The following is a 15,054-nucleotide window of genomic DNA, read 5'->3' on the forward strand; positions in this document are numbered from 1 at the left end:
TATGGCCAATCCACTTCCCAACGATTGGAGTCAGTGGCTGGGTAATGAGTTTGAGGCAGATTACATGCTGGCGCTAAAGGCATTTTTAGCACAGCAAAAGTCGGCCAAAAAAGTTATCTACCCGCACTCTACGCAGTGGTTTCGTGCTTTCGAACTGACCCCGTTAAGCGAAGTGAAAGTGGTCATTCTAGGCCAAGATCCTTACCACGGCCCCCATCAGGCGCACGGCCTGTGTTTCTCTGTGCAGGCCGGTATTCCCGTGCCGCCGTCGCTGGTTAATATCTATAAAGAGTTGGCCACTGATGTCGGCTTTACGCCGGTGCGCCACGGTCATCTGGAAGCGTGGGCGAGACAGGGCGTGCTGTTATTGAATACTTCGCTCACCGTTGAGCAGGGTAATGCGGCATCCCATCGAGGAAAAGGATGGGAGCCGTTTACCGATCGCGCTATCGAGACGGTTAGCCAGCATTCGCCTCCCTGTGTATTTCTCCTTTGGGGGGGGCATGCACGCCAGAAGATCGCGTTAATTGATCAAAGCCGGCATTTAATACTCGAAGCACCTCACCCTTCACCGCTTTCAGCGTACCGAGGTTTCTTCGGTACACGGCATTTTTCACAAGCAAATCAGTTCCTGCAAGCGCAGGGGCGAGCGCCTATTGAGTGGCAATTACCGGAAACCCCTTAACCTAGAAACGGGTTGCGGTTAGAATGTGCGCAATTTTGCGCCTAATGAAAGATCTCAGGTTGCCATTCTGAATCCCCTGCAGTGAGGAAGTCCCATGAGTGTTTACGCTATTAACCATCCGCTTGTTCAACATAAATTGGGGCTGATGCGTGAAGTTGATCTGAGCACTAAGAGCTTTCGTGAACTAGCAGGTGAAGTCGCCAAACTGTTGACCTATGAAGCAACCAAAGGTCTGGAACTTGAAGACCATGAGATTCAGGGCTGGAACGGCGAGCCGATCGCCACGCGTCGGTTAAAGGGTAAAAAAGTCACCGTTGTGCCCATTTTACGTGCCGGACTTGGCATGTTGGAAGGCGTAACGGACCTTATCCCCAGTGCGCGGGTCAGCGTCGTAGGGCTTTACCGCGATGAAGAATCGCTGCAACCGGTTCCTTATTTCGCCAAGTTTGCCAACGATATTGAAGAGCGCATGGCGATTGTCATTGATCCTATGCTGGCAACAGGCGGTTCTATGGTCGCCACGTTAGATATGTTGCGCGAGCGCGGCTGTGAACACATGAAAGTGATTGTGCTAGTCGCCGCACCGGAAGGCATTAAGCGGGTGCAGGAAGCCTACCCTGATGTCGAAATTTATACCGCTTCCGTTGATGACCGATTGGATGAAAATGGCTATATCGTTCCAGGGCTAGGCGACGCTGGCGATAAGATTTTCGGAACGCGCTAAGCGTCCTTTTTCAGACTGCCCCTTACGTTCTGCGTTAGGGGCATTTTTTTGCACATTACAATTTAATCATCTCTAGGATATCACCGATGTGTGACGTTGCCGGCCAAACTGAGTCGTGGGCAAAAGTGCTATTAACCGGTACGCAAATGCTCTTTGTCGCGTTTGGTGCCTTGGTATTAGTGCCTCTTTTAACCGGGCTTGATCCAAGTGTCGCTCTGTTTACAGCTGGTGTGGGCACGCTGGTGTTCCATTCAGTCACTAGCCAAAGCGTACCGGTGTTTTTAGCCTCATCGTTTGCCTTTATTGCACCTATTCAAGGCTCGGTAGCCAGCTTTGGCATTCCAGCTACGATGGGTGGGCTAATGGCGTCTGGCTTGGTGTATGTGGTTATTTCACAAGCCGTGCGCTTAAAAGGTACCGCTTGGCTGCACCGGCTACTGCCTGCGGTCGTGGTCGGGCCAGTCATTATGGTAATTGGTCTTGCGCTGGCGCCCGTCGCTGTGAGTATGGCCACAGGTGAAACTAGCGATAACATTGGCTATGGTGCCGCCATTTTCTTATCAATGACCAGCTTGCTGGTGACGCTGCTGCTCGCCGTTTTTGGGCGTGGGCTGCTAAGACTATTGCCGATTATTGGCGGGATTTTTACGGGCTATGTGCTAGCGCTACTAATGGGTGTGGTCGACTTTACGCCGATTCATGAGGCCGCATGGCTATCGATGCCCAGCTTTACAGCACCAAGTTTTCATTGGGCCGCTATCCTGTTCATGATCCCCGTTGCTATTGCCCCGGCGGTTGAACACATTGGTGATATGGTGGCTATTGGATCGGTGACGCGCAAAAACTATCTTGAAAAGCCGGGTCTGCATCGCACTTTACTCGGCGATGGATTAGCAACGACGGTAGCTGCTTTATTTGGTGGGCCGCCCAATACAACCTATTCAGAAGTAACGGGGGCAGTGACTCTCACGCGAGCATTTAACCCAAAGTACATGATAGTCGCCGCGATCGTCGCCATTATATTAGCCTTTGTTGCTAAGCTAGGCGCATTTTTGCAAACCATTCCGGGCCCTGTGATGGGCGGCATTATGACGCTGTTGTTTGGTTCTATCGCAGTGGTAGGAATGAATACACTTGTACGTGCTGGGCAATCGCTAACGGCACCCCGCAATCTAGTAGTGGTCTCATTGATACTGGTGTTTGGAATTGGTGGTATGCAGTTTGGGGATGGCCAGTTTACGCTGCAGGGCGTCAGCTTAGCTGCGCTAGTGGGTATTGTGCTGAACTGGCTATTACCCCAAGAGCAAGAGGGCGAATAACATTAGCGTTTTGAACACCGCGTGCATCGCTTGGATGACAGCGCGCCAGTGGTAACCAGGAGCGTCGGCAGCATGAAAAATGAACTAGCGGCACCCTTTCCCATTTTGGGCATAGCTGCTTGGAGTGGCACCGGTAAAACGACGCTATTAGAAAAGCTATTGCCGCAGTTGAATGAGCATGGCCTACAAGTGGCCGTGATTAAGCATGCCCATCACTCGTTTGATGTAGATCAGCCCGGCAAGGACAGTCATAAGCTACGCTGCGCCGGTGCGGCTCCGGTGCTGGTGGCTTCACATCAGCGGTTTGCACTGATGCAGGAAACGCCCGGGCAGGCTGAGCCTGACTTGGCTAAGTTGATCGCCATGCTGGTGCCGCATCACCCCGACCTTGTGATTGTCGAAGGTTTTAAAACCTGGCCAATACCTAAGCTGGTACTGTACCGGGATGGCATTGGCGATGCGTCAATTTTGACGGGGACATGGGTGGCGGCGATAGCAGCGAACCAGCCGCCTTCAATTGATGTGACTGACGGTGTGCCCCGGCTAGATCTTGATGATATTGATGCTATCGCGCGCTGGATCGTGAGCTGGGTAGATGCAAAAAATAAGGCGCTGCCTTCAGCATCCGATTCTTCAATGACCCAACCTTCAATGCCCCAATCCTCAACGACGCGGCCTTCACAAAAGCAAAGGTGATTACTATGCATCTAACCCACCTCAACACTCGTGGTGAAGCCAATATGGTAGACGTTGGCGATAAGCAAGAAACCCGCCGCGAAGCCGTTGCCTCAGGGCGTATTGTGATGCAGCCCGAAACATTAACGCTACTCAGTGACGGACAATTGCCCAAGGGTGATGTTCTGGCAACTGCGCGTATCGCTGGTATTCAGGCAGCGAAGAGAACCCATGAGCTAATACCTCTCTGCCATGCTTTAGCGCTCTCTAAGGTATCGATTGAGTTTGAAATTGATGTGGCACAATCTTGTGTTCACGTCACATCGTTGTGTCGCTTAAATGGCCGTACAGGAGTTGAAATGGAGGCGCTGACGGCTGTCTCCGTCGCCTGTTTGACCCTTTACGATATGTGCAAAGCGGTCGATAAAAATATGCGTATCGATGCCATTCAGCTCGATAGCAAGCAGGGCGGACAGCGTGGTAATTACCAGCGTTTAAGCGAGCAGGCACCCATTGTCACCGGCGAGGGCTCTGCAGGTGAAGTCAGCGTGAGTGAGCGCTGTCCTTCGCCGTGCGTGTGCGTTAAGTTTTTAGCCGAGCTACGCGAGCGCGTCGGCGAGAGCGAGACCTTCGTGGGGCTGGATACACTTTCCAGCCGTGATATTCGCGGATTAAAAGCGACACTGGCTGCACGCGATTCGCGATACAACCTATTGGCCGATCAGCGTACGCTATGCGCGATCAATCAAGTGATGGCGAATGATGATGCGTTGGTGACCGATAACGATGAAGTAGCATTTTTTCCGCCGGTCACGGGGGGCTAAGCGTGGATATTAAGGTTGCCATTCAAGCAGCGCCTTTCTCGATGGCCTACGCATATGATGAGGTATTATCAGAGCGCACCGATATTGGTGCGGTGGTGAGCTTCACGGGCCTGGTGCGTGATTTCAATGAAACGCCCGATGTCACCGGTTTAACACTTGAGCACTATCCTGGCATGACTGAGCGAACGCTCGAGGCGATCGGTGAGCAGGCCGGGCAGCGCTGGGCGCTAAACGCTGTGCGCATTATTCATCGCGTAGGACATATGCAGCCAGGCGATGCAATTGTGCGGGTGCTTGTAGCCAGCGCTCATCGCCGTGAAGCATTCGAAGCCTGTGATTTTATTATGGACTATCTAAAAACTCAGGCTCCTTTCTGGAAGAAAGAGCATTCCGCACAGGGCGAGTATTGGGTCGCAGAGCGTCACTCTGATCAACAGGATGTGGCGCGTTGGAAAAACATCTAGCTACCCAGAAAAAAATCTAACGATTAAGAACGCTGGTCTGCTAGGACGTCTCTTGCATTTCAGCCGCGGTAATTTGCAGGTGCACGTCAGGCATGTGCTGCATATGATCTGCCAGCCAATGAATCAAGCGTGGCTGCAGCGCCTGTCGCAGGTCTGCGAGTGTGTCGGCGGCAATCTGATCAAGCTGCTCATCAAGCCAGTCAATAAAGCTGTCTTCATCCAGCGGGCTGGCATTTGTTGCATCTAGCATTAAGCGGCCAATACGCGCCCAGCCGTGATCGCTAATGGTCACGGGCAGTGCTAAATATAGGCTACCGCGTCGAGCCGTGGAAATGGCCGCATCTAATCCGGGGTGTGGAACAACGCTGTTCTGATTAACAATGCAGGGTGGCTGCACATGGTGTGCTTCACAGTGAAGGCCGTAGTTGTCAAAGCGTAATAAATCACCGTTGACCGGCGTTAGCGGTGCGCTAATACCCAACTGCTCAGCGATTGTCTGATGCGCCTGCTGGTGTCTTGCTTCGCCGTGAACAGGCATCAAGTGTTTAGGCTTCAGCCACTGGTAGAGCTTAATTAACTCTTCTTGAGCAGGGTGGCCGGTCGCATGCAGCTCAGGGTGATTCACCTCGTCGTAAATACGTACACCCAGCTGGGTTAAGCGCTTTTTAAGCTGATCAATAGGGCGCTCGTTGCCGGGTATGACCTTGGCCGAAAAAATAACGTTATCGCCGGGCTGTAAGTCGACAGAAGGGTGGCGGCCCTGAGCCAGCCTCTGCAGCGCTGCCCGGGACTCACCTTGGCTGCCTGTCGCAATAATGACGACTTCATCGGGCGGCAGGTAGCCCAAGTCGTGATTGGGCACCAGGGGCGGTAAGTCATCCATGTATCCCAGCCCGCGCGCTACGCTGACCATGCGCTCCATCGAGCGGCCCATTAAGCTGATACGCCGGCCACACTGGTGTGCGGCGCGGCCTATAGCAAGCACGCGGGCCAAGTTGCTTGCAAAGCACGAGACCACGACGCGGCCTTCGCAGCGGCTGAGTGTTTTTGCTAACGCCCGAGCGACGTCCCCCTCGCTGCCTGAGTGACCGGGCATAGGGGCGTTGGTTGAGTCGCCGACGACTAAATCGATGGGGGCAAGTGCTTTAAATTGAGCGGCACTGATGGGCGTGCCAATCAGCGGCTCGGGATCAAGTTTCCAGTCGCCGGTATGTAAAACGCGGTAGCCACCGGCCAGCATCATCAGGGCACAGCTTTCGGGAATGGAATGCGTTAAAAGCAAATAACGTAGAGTGAATGGGCCGCTTTCTAGAGCTTCGCCAGGCTCAATGACGTGTATCGCCGCACTGCTAAGCTGATGTTCGGCGAATTTTAATCTGAGTAGCCCTGCTGCCAGCGGCGTGGCATAAATAGGGCAGTTCCACATGGGCCAGAGCCAAGCGACTGCGCCAATGTGGTCTTCATGACCATGGGTGATAAACAGTGCTTTGGGTACGATCCCCAGCGCCTTCGGCGTATCTACGTTGGGTACTTGAAGCGGTGAGTTAGGAAGATCCTGGCGAATCATCATGCCGCAATCAACGGCAATCCAGTGATTGTCATAGCCGTATAGCGTTAGATTCATTCCGATCTCACCACATCCCCCCTGCGGCAATATGCGCAGCGGTGGACGACGACGGGGACGAATTTGAACGCGTGAAGAATGCATCAGTTATGAAAAGCCTAAAAAGTAGTGACTTAACTATACGGGAAGGCAGGGGCGGCTAACAATCATCGTTGTCCTTCCGATACACTATGCAGCGTCGTTAACATGCCAAGGTGATGGTTTGTTAAGCCGGTTTATCCGGTTAGTTTTTCATTAGTGATGTTTGAAATAGGTCAAGAGTAGCCCACATGTCGCATTATTATCGTTTAGTTATTTCTTGCCCTGATCGGGTGGGTATTGTTGCACGCGTGTCGAGCTTTATTGCTCAGCAAGGCGGGTCGATTACTGAAGCCAGCCAGCATTCGGACCTAGAGACCGGCCGCTTTTTTATGCGTTATGAAATCTTGGCAGACTCAGTAGGCATCTCGGTAGAAGCGCTGCGTGCCGCCTTTGAACCGGTAGCCCGCGAATTCAGCATGCAATGGGCATTGGTTGATACTCAAAAGCGTCGGCGCGTAGTGCTGATGGTGTCGCGAGAATCGCACTGCTTAGTAGACCTTCTTTATCGCTGGCAGTCGGGGGAGCTGGATTGCGATATTGTCGGCGTTATTTCCAATCATGACGACTTGCGTTCGCTGACGCAGTGGTACGGAATTCCTTACCACCACGTGCCGGTAGACCCTGACGATAAACAGGCATCATTTGCGAAGGTACAGGCTGAAATCGATAGCGCGCAGGCGGACTGCATCGTACTCGCACGCTATATGCAAATCCTACCACCCGAACTGTGCGCGCGTTATTCAGGCAAAGTGATCAATATTCACCACAGCTTTTTGCCCTCATTTGCGGGAGCAAAACCTTATCACCAGGCCTACCAGCGGGGCGTTAAGCTGATTGGCGCTACCTGCCATTATGTCACCGAGGAGCTTGATGCAGGCCCCATTATTGAGCAGGATATCCACCGTGTCAGCCACTGCCATACGCCTACTGATTTAGTGCGCTTTGGGCGTGATGTTGAGAAAGCGGTACTGGCACGCGGTTTACGCTGGCACTTAGAAGACCGCGTGCTGATCCATGGCAATAAAACGGTGGTATTTAGCTAAGCGGCTTATCAATAAGGCTACTTTATCGCTATGAGGTGGCCGCTTTTGCGACCACCTCTATTAGGTCTGATGAAGGCATTGATAAATGACGTTATGCCTGGCTTAACCTAACGCCTGGCCATTGCCGCCGCGAATCACGCCAACGCCAACGCCTTCTATATCGAGCGACTGGGAACGTAGATCGATTTCAATCGGCGCAAAGTCGGCGTTCTCTGCGAACAGCGTGACCTGATGGCCTTGGCGCTTAAAGCGTTTAACCGTGACTTCATCATCTAAGCGGGCAACGACTATCTGACCGTCGCGGACACGCTCAGTACGGTGCACGGCCAGCAGGTCACCCTCTAAAATACCGATATCTTTCATGGATAAGCCACGTACGCGCAGCAAGTAATCCGCTTTGGGGGTGAAGTACTCAGCAGGCAGCGGGCAGTAGCGGTCGATATGCTCGGCAGCCAAAATAGGACTGCCGGCGGCAACTTCACCAATGACCGGCAGGCCCGCCTGAGCAGGCTCGATCGTGGCAGACAGCGTACTGACAGATGTGTCCAATACGTCTTGAGGCTCTTGGTTAGGCAAGCGTATACCGCGTGACGTGTTGCGAATGATGCGGATCACACCCTTGCGTTCAAGTGCGCGTAGATGCTCCTCAGCGGCGTTAGGTGAGCGAAAGCCGAGTGCTTTAGCGATCTCAGCGCGCGTCGGAGGGTAGCCAAATTCGCCCATGGTTTTAACAATAAAATCAAATACGTGCTGTTGGCGAGCGGTTAGTGGACGCGACATACCAAGCTCCAGAATTGTGAATAGACAGTCATAAAATGAAGGTAACTTAAACAGTAAGTGTTTAAGTATACAGTATGTGTCTCTGTCCAGTATATGGCCTTGTCAATACCAATATTTACCGCTCTGGGAGCTTCAATGATTTGAAACTAAGCTTTTTCTTATGCAGCTTTTCCTTATAAGTGCCGAGGCATTGTGGTGACAAATCAAGCGTTGAGACTACCCAGGTTATGGCATAGTATTTTGCGATGTTTTAAACACCTGTTTCTCTGGAGAGCATCATGGCTCAATCTGATACGGTGACCCGTATACTTGATACCGCTGAAGTGCTGTTTGCAGAGCGTGGTTTTGCTGAAACCTCGCTGCGCAACATCACTAGCAAGGCGCGCGTCAATCTTGCTGCTGTGAATTATCATTTTGGCTCCAAAAAAGCCTTAATTCAGGCTGTTTTTTCCCGCTATCTGGATCCTTTTACGCTGCGTTTTCACACTGCGCTTGATGAGCTTGAGGCTCAGCATGATGGGCAGGTGATACCGCTGGAAACGCTGCTTGAAACTATGGCAACGACGGTTCTTGCGGTGCCCGCTGAGCGTAATAGCTTGAAGGTCTTTATGCGCCTGCTAGGCTTAGCCTACAGTCAGGCTCAAGGGCATTTAAGGCGACATATACAGCAAGAATATGGGGATGTGTTTACGCGCTTCACTGAGCTAGTGCGCCAAGCAACCCCTGAACTGCCCGATGCAGAGCGCTTTTGGCGGCTACACTTCATGCTAGGCACTGTTATCTTCACCCTGTCAGGCCTTGATGCCCTGCGTGATATTGCGGAAAAGGATTACCACGAGCAGGTATCGGTGCGGGACTTAATCCGGCGCTTGCGCCCGGTAGTCGTGGCTGCGATGAATGCGCCACTACCCCCAACTTTAGAAGAAGGACACCATGCGAACGCCAAGGTTAGCTGAGCTACCCCCAACCGAGAACATCTGGCTTGAGATAGATACTACCGAGCAGCTGCTGCGCTGTTGGCGGGGGCCTAAAGTGCTGCATGAGTGCGCTATTTCTTCTGGCGTTGCCGGTGTTGGTGAGCATAATGGCAGCGGTAAGACGCCGCATGGCTGGCACTATGTGCGCGCCGCGATTGGCAGTGGCTTGCCCGAGAATGCGGTATTTCGTGGCCGCCGCTGGACTGAGGAAGTATTCTCGCCAGCGTTAGGCGAAGCCTACCCGCAGCGTGATTGGATTTTGACGCGTATTCTGTGGCTGTGTGGGTTAGAAAGAGGCGTGAATCGTGGCGGTCAGGTTGACTCGCAGCGGCGCTATATCTATCTGCACGGTACGCCTACCGATCAGCCGATGGGCGTCGCCGCTTCGCACGGATGCATTCGGCTACGCAACAGCGATTTGCTACATATCTTTGCATTGTCGTTGCCCGGCACCCCCGTTTGGTTGCACGGAGAAAGGCAGTGCTTTGACTAAACGATGCTGAGCTGTATTGGGGGCGGGCTTCAAATGCCCCCATCTTTGACACTGATAAACGATCGTCTAAAATCATTGCCCCTCTTATTGGACTTCTCACGATGACTCAACCTCTAGGCCCGGTCATGCTTGACCTTGAAGGCCCAGCATTAACTCGCGATGAAAAGCACTTGCTGCTTGAACCCACGGTAGGGGGCGTCATTTTATTTGCCCGTAACGTCGAAAGCGCCTACCAGGTGCGCAAGCTCTGTAGTGATATTCGCCGCGTGCGGGGGGATTTATTGATCGCGGTTGATCAGGAGGGCGGGCGCGTTCAGCGCATTAAAGAGGGTTTGACACGCCTTCCTGCCATGGCGCGCATTGGCGAGTGCTATAGCGCTAACGCAGAAGACGGCCTCGCGTTGGCAAAAGATGCTGGTTGGCTGCTGGGTATGGAAATGGCCGCCTGTGGCTTGGACTTAAGCTTTGCCCCGGTGCTTGATGTTGAAAGCGGTATATCAAGCGTGATTGGCGATCGCAGTTTCAGCCATGATCCGCAGCAAGTGGCCGTGCTTGGCGGTGCTTTTGTGCAAGGTCTTCATGAGGCGGGGATGGCCGCTGTCGGTAAGCACTTCCCAGGTCATGGCAGTGTCGCTGCCGACTCTCACGTCGCGCTGCCGGTGGATGATCGGCCGCTTGATGTGATTAAACAGCATGACTTAGTGCCCTTTTATCACCTGGCAGGTCAGCTAGAAGGGATTATGCCCGCCCACGTTATTTACAGCGCGTTTGATTCCCGACCCGCTGGTTTTTCGCCTAGCTGGTTAGGCATGCTGCGTGAGTCGATGGGCTTTAAGGGCTGCGTCTTTTCTGATGATTTAAGCATGGCGGGTGCCCACGAAGCCGGTGAACCCAAGGATCGCGCCCGGGCAGCCTTAGCCGCAGGCTGCGACATGCTGCTGGTATGCAATGACCGCGTCGCGGCACTTGAGGTAATGAACGCCTGCCAAGATATCGACGCTAAGCGTGCCGCCAAGCTTCGTTACAGCCGCGCACGACCAGATTTAGATGCACTCAGCGCGTTAGGGCGCTGGCGTCGCACCCACGCTAAATTAGAAGCGCTGGCCAACCAGTCGAATGCCAGTACTCTTTAAGCGCACTTGCTAACCTATATGACGATTTTTAAACCGCCGCGGAGTTGTTAGATGTCGAAGTTGGATAAAGAAGCGTTGGAGTCACTGGACTCAATGCGTGAGTTAATGGATAACGCCGACTGCTTAATCTCTCAGCAAGAGGTAGAGCGGGCGCTTGATCGTATGGCGGAAGCGATCACCCGAGATTTAGGCGATAAGCTACCTGTTTTTTACTGCGTAATGAATGGTGGTTTGATTACCACCGGCCACCTGCTAACCCGGTTGGGGTTCCCCCTAGAAGTGGATTACCTGCATGCCACCCGTTATCGCAATGAGCTGCGCGGCGGCGAGCTTTTTTGGCGCGTCTCGCCGGAAGTCCCTATGGCCGGACGCCATGTCGTTATTGTCGATGACATTTTAGATGAAGGCGCAACGTTAGCCGGTATTTTGGCCTACTGCCAAGAAGCGAAGGCCGCCAGCGTTACGACGGCTGTACTGGTCGATAAACAGCACAATCGCAAAGCGGTGCCCGGCTTAAAGGCCGACTACTGCAGCTTGGAAGTGGCCGACCGCTATGTGTTTGGTTTTGGAATGGACTATAAAGGCTACTGGCGCAACGCTCCGGGTATTTTTGCACCCAAAGGCATGTGACGATTCGCCATTCAATATTAGCGGGGTGAAAAGCGCCTCGCTAACCCAGTTTCGGCAATCATGCGTGTCGAAATCTCTTCAACTGAGAAGCGTGTCGCATCAATAAAAGGGATATGCATCGTGCGATATAGCGACTCCGCTTGATCTACCTCCTGCAAACATTGATCGATTGAACTATAGCGACTGTTAGGGCGTCTTTCATTGCGAATGGCGGCCAAACGACGTGGATCAATGGTCAGCCCAAACAGTTTTTGTCGATGGGGCGCGAGCGCCTTGGGAAGTTTTAGCATGCCGTCTTCATCCAGATCATCCTCGGTCAGCGGGTAGTTCGCGGCCCGAATGCCAAACTGCAGCGCTAAGTAGAGCGAGGTCGGCGTCTTACCACAGCGTGAAACCCCCACCAGAATGATGTCTGCCTTGTCGTATTGATGGGTTCGTGCGCCATCGTCGTTGTCCAGTGCGAAGTGCACCGAGTGAATGCGATCCATATACACATCGTCACTACCAATCGAGTGCGTTCGGCCAACGCTATACGATGAGTGGGTGTCCAGCTCTTGTTCTAAAGGCTCTAAAAACGTTGAAAAAATATCCACTTTAAAGCCCGACGCCTGACGAATAACGTTGCGAATTTGTTGATCAACAATGGTGTCAATGATGATAGGTCGCTGACCGTCACGACTGGCCGTTGCTTCAATAATCTCTGCCAGCGCCTGTGCTTTTTCTAGCGTATCGATATAGGGCTTTGTCAGCATGTTGATGTCAACATCGCTGAACTGGGCTAGCAGGCTGCGCCCTAAACTTTCCGCCGTAATGCCGGTGCCATCAGAAATAAAAAAAGCCGTGCGCTTCATAATAAAATCCGCCTGTGAGTGATTCACCTATTGTGGGCTGACCGGTTTAACAGCACAACGTGCGCAATGCTCCTGTCTAAAATGGCCCTGTCTAAAATCGCCCTGCAAAAAAAAGTCTGCCAAAAATAGCGCTGACTACAGAATTGGCCTAAAACGGCTTGCTGTTGTAAAAATCCTCCACTGCCTTCGCTATTAGACCAATGGCGAATGCGTGAGCGCGGTGCTACGGTGTCTCAGTCAATAATTCATGGTCCGTGGTTTTCGTGACTGTATCAGTGGTCATGTCGACGTCTAAGAGCGAGGGGGTTACGTGGAAGAGTACATTCTGTGGTTCGATCAGCTGGGTATGACGGACGTCGAGCGCGTGGGTGGTAAAAATGCCTCGCTAGGTGAAATGATTTCTAATTTGTCAGGTGCTGGCGTCACCGTGCCCGGCGGCTTTGCCACTACTGCCCACGCATATCGTGAATTTCTCTCTCACGAAGGGCTGAATGAACGCATTAATGCAACGCTTGCTCGCTTAGACGTAGACGATATTAAGGCCCTGTCCGAAGCGGGTAGCAATATCCGTCAGTGGATCATTGATACGCCGCTGCCCCCAGCGTTTGAAGCAGCGCTGCGTGATGCTTACGTTCAGCTGCAGGCGCAACATTCTCAGCTAAAAGTAGCCGTGCGCAGCTCGGCGACAGCCGAAGATTTACCGGATGCCTCCTTCGCCGGTCAGCAGGAAACTTTCCTGAATATTGAAGGCTTCGACAATGTTAAGCGCGCGGTGCATGAAGTCTTTGCCTCTTTATTCAATGATCGCGCGATTTCCTATCGAGTGCATCGCGGCTACGCTCATGAGAACGTTGCGCTGTCTGCCGGTGTGCAGAAAATGGTGCGTTCTGAAACCGGCGCAGCTGGCGTCATGTTTACTCTTGACACTGAATCTGGCTTTCGCGATGCCGTGTTTGTAACGGCCTCATGGGGCTTGGGCGAAACGGTCGTGCAGGGTGCGGTTAACCCGGATGAGTTCTATGTGCATAAAGCGACGTTAGCAGCAGGTCGCCCCGCAGTCCTGCGCCGCAATTTGGGCTCAAAGCTGATTAAGATGGTTTACGGCAAAGAAACCAGTGCCGGCAAGTCGGTAGAAACTATCGATGTTCCGCACAAAGATCGTGGGCGTTTTTGTCTAAATGATCAGCAGGTAATGGATTTAGCGCGTCAGGCAATGACGATAGAGCAGCACTACCAGCGCCCAATGGATATTGAATGGGCACTGGATGGCGATGATGGTGAGCTGTATATCGTTCAGGCCCGCCCTGAAACGGTGGTTTCCCAGCAGGAGGGCGGCAAGCTTGAGCGCTTTCAACTGCGAGAGAAAGGCCGCACGCTGATCACCGGACGGGCGATTGGGCAGCGCATTGGACGCGGTGCCGTTAAAGTCATTTTAAGCCCAGATGACATGGACAAGATTAACGATGGTGACGTGTTAGTCACGGACATGACGGATCCAGACTGGGAGCCGATCATGAAGCGTGCGTCGGCTATCGTCACTAATCGTGGCGGGCGTACCTGCCACGCCGCCATTATTGCCCGTGAGCTAGGTATTCCTGCGGTGGTTGGCTGTGGCGATGCCACGACTCAGTTGCGAGAGGGTATTGATGTCACCGTGTCGTGCTCGGAAGGTGACACAGGTAATGTCTATGCTGGGCTGCTGGATTTTGACTGCAAAATTTCCAGCGTCGATGCCATGCCGGAAATTCCCTTTAAAATTATGATGAACGTCGGTAATCCGGATCGTGCCTTTGGGTTTGCAAGTTTGCCTCACGCGGGTGTTGGCTTAGCGCGTTTGGAGTTCATTATTAACCGTATGATCGGTGTCCATCCTAAGGCGCTACTTGAGTACGACACGCTACCTGTGGATTTGCAGCAGGTTATCGATCTGCGTACGGCAGGCTATGCGGACCCTGTCAGTTTTTACGTCGACAAGCTGGTCGAAGGGATTTCAACGCTCGCCGCTGCGTTTTACCCTCAGCGCGTGATCGTGAGGCTGTCCGACTTTAAATCCAATGAATATGAGAATCTGATCGGCGGAAAGCTGTATGAGCCTGGCGAAGAAAATCCGATGTTGGGCTTTCGTGGCGCCTCACGTTACATTTCAGAGGCCTTCCGCCCCTGCTTTGAGCTTGAGTGCCGTGCGCTGAAGCGGGTGCGTGACGAGATGGGCTTTGAAAATGTCGAAATTATGGTGCCCTTTGTACGTACCACAGATGAGGCGCGTAACGTCGTTGAACTGCTGGCGGCTAATGGCTTGAAGCGTGGCGGGCCTTCCGATCTGAAAGTCATCATGATGTGTGAGCTGCCGGCAAATGCGCTACTCGCGGATGAGTTTCTTGAGTATTTTGACGGCTTCTCGATTGGCTCCAATGACCTCACTCAGCTAACACTGGGGCTAGATCGTGATTCGGGCATTGTGGCTCATCTCTTTGATGAGCGAAATGAAGCGGTTAAAAAACTACTCGCCATGGCGATTCAGGCGTGTAAAGCCAAGGGCAAGTACGTGGGCATTTGCGGCCAAGGACCTTCTGATCATCCTGATTTAGCGAAATGGCTGATGGAGCAAGGTATTGACTCTGTATCGCTCAATCCAGATGCGGTATTGGAAACATGGTTTATGCTGGCAGGTCAAAAAATCGATTAATCTACAAATGCTTGTCTTTATGTTGCGTCCGGCCAGTGTGTCGGGCGTTAATGTTTCCATAAGCT

15 protein-coding genes are annotated in these 15,054 nt (G+C 52.8%); 12 read left to right on the forward strand and 3 right to left on the reverse strand.

Features of this window, described 5'->3' with window-relative positions; all coding sequences use genetic code 11:
• Position 1: 1 nt before the first annotated feature.
• The 6 genes from ung to moaE all read left to right on the forward strand — a co-directional run bounded on the left by ung (position 2) and on the right by moaE (position 4,691).
• Positions 2-685 (forward strand): uracil-DNA glycosylase, encoded by a 684-nt coding sequence (gene ung / locus ACT3TF_RS15280; RefSeq protein ID WP_096279735.1) that lies wholly within the window; start codon positions 2-4, stop codon positions 683-685.
• Between the two features lie 94 nt (positions 686-779).
• Positions 780-1,409 carry a uracil phosphoribosyltransferase gene (gene upp, locus ACT3TF_RS15285; protein ID WP_235039476.1) on the forward strand — a complete coding sequence of 210 codons (630 nt, stop codon included), beginning with the start codon at positions 780-782 and terminating at the stop codon, positions 1,407-1,409.
• 86 nt (positions 1,410-1,495) lie between these two features.
• The gene (locus ACT3TF_RS15290) at positions 1,496-2,728 is read left to right on the forward strand and encodes a uracil-xanthine permease family protein (RefSeq protein ID WP_444672461.1); all 1,233 of its coding nucleotides are present in this window, start codon (positions 1,496-1,498) and stop codon (positions 2,726-2,728) included.
• A 72-nt stretch (positions 2,729-2,800) separates the two neighbouring features.
• The gene (mobB, locus tag ACT3TF_RS15295; protein ID WP_444672462.1) at positions 2,801-3,424 is read left to right on the forward strand and encodes a molybdopterin-guanine dinucleotide biosynthesis protein B; all 624 of its coding nucleotides are present in this window, start codon (positions 2,801-2,803) and stop codon (positions 3,422-3,424) included.
• 5 nt (positions 3,425-3,429) lie between these two features.
• Positions 3,430-4,227 (forward strand): cyclic pyranopterin monophosphate synthase MoaC, encoded by a 798-nt coding sequence (gene moaC, locus ACT3TF_RS15300; RefSeq protein ID WP_444672463.1) that lies wholly within the window; start codon positions 3,430-3,432, stop codon positions 4,225-4,227.
• Between the two features lie 2 nt (positions 4,228-4,229).
• Positions 4,230-4,691, forward strand: a complete 462-nt coding sequence (gene moaE / locus ACT3TF_RS15305) for a molybdopterin synthase catalytic subunit MoaE (RefSeq protein WP_096279745.1) — start codon at positions 4,230-4,232, stop codon at positions 4,689-4,691.
• Between the two features lie 40 nt (positions 4,692-4,731).
• On the opposite strand, the gene ACT3TF_RS15310 is transcribed toward moaE, so the two are convergent.
• Complete coding sequence (locus ACT3TF_RS15310) at positions 4,732-6,315, reverse strand: ribonuclease J (RefSeq protein ID WP_096279747.1); 1,584 nt, start codon at positions 6,313-6,315, stop codon at positions 4,732-4,734.
• A 269-nt stretch (positions 6,316-6,584) separates the two neighbouring features.
• Here ACT3TF_RS15310 and purU point away from each other — a divergent pair, with 269 nt between their 5' ends.
• Positions 6,585-7,439, forward strand: a complete 855-nt coding sequence (gene purU, locus ACT3TF_RS15315) for a formyltetrahydrofolate deformylase (protein ID WP_444672464.1) — start codon at positions 6,585-6,587, stop codon at positions 7,437-7,439.
• Between the two features lie 102 nt (positions 7,440-7,541).
• On the opposite strand, the gene lexA is transcribed toward purU, so the two are convergent.
• A complete protein-coding gene (gene lexA, locus ACT3TF_RS15320) occupies positions 7,542-8,219 on the reverse strand; it encodes a transcriptional repressor LexA (protein WP_096279751.1) in 678 nt (225 codons plus the stop codon).
• Between the two features lie 278 nt (positions 8,220-8,497).
• On the opposite strand from lexA, the gene ACT3TF_RS15325 reads away from it, so the two are divergent.
• From ACT3TF_RS15325 to ACT3TF_RS15340, 4 genes are all read left to right on the forward strand, one after another.
• On the forward strand, positions 8,498-9,175 hold the full coding sequence (locus ACT3TF_RS15325; RefSeq protein WP_096279753.1) for a TetR/AcrR family transcriptional regulator: 678 nt from the start codon (positions 8,498-8,500) through the stop codon (positions 9,173-9,175).
• On the forward strand, positions 9,153-9,689 hold the full coding sequence (locus ACT3TF_RS15330) for a L,D-transpeptidase (RefSeq protein WP_096279755.1): 537 nt from the start codon (positions 9,153-9,155) through the stop codon (positions 9,687-9,689). Before ACT3TF_RS15325 ends, ACT3TF_RS15330 begins: the two co-directional genes overlap by 23 nt.
• 101 nt (positions 9,690-9,790) lie before the next feature.
• Positions 9,791-10,822, forward strand: coding sequence for a beta-N-acetylhexosaminidase (gene nagZ, locus ACT3TF_RS15335; RefSeq protein ID WP_096279757.1), 1,032 nt, complete (start codon positions 9,791-9,793; stop codon positions 10,820-10,822).
• Positions 10,823-10,873: 51 nt separating this feature from the next.
• Positions 10,874-11,452: a hypoxanthine-guanine phosphoribosyltransferase gene (locus ACT3TF_RS15340; RefSeq protein WP_096279759.1), complete on the forward strand. Its 579-nt coding sequence runs from the start codon at positions 10,874-10,876 to the stop codon at positions 11,450-11,452.
• 17 nt (positions 11,453-11,469) lie between these two features.
• Here the strand turns inward: ACT3TF_RS15340 and ppsR are convergent, their stop codons facing one another.
• On the reverse strand, positions 11,470-12,303 hold the full coding sequence (gene ppsR, locus ACT3TF_RS15345; protein WP_096279762.1) for a posphoenolpyruvate synthetase regulatory kinase/phosphorylase PpsR: 834 nt from the start codon (positions 12,301-12,303) through the stop codon (positions 11,470-11,472).
• A 310-nt stretch (positions 12,304-12,613) separates the two neighbouring features.
• Here ppsR and ppsA point away from each other — a divergent pair, with 310 nt between their 5' ends.
• Entirely contained in the window at positions 12,614-14,989 is a 2,376-nt protein-coding gene (gene ppsA / locus ACT3TF_RS15350) for a phosphoenolpyruvate synthase (protein WP_096279764.1), read from the forward strand.
• Positions 14,990-15,054: the final 65 nt, after the last annotated feature.

The sequence above is a fragment of the Halomonas sp. AOP25-F1-15 genome (assembly GCF_052378675.1).
Taxonomy (GTDB): domain Bacteria; phylum Pseudomonadota; class Gammaproteobacteria; order Pseudomonadales; family Halomonadaceae; genus Vreelandella; species Vreelandella casei.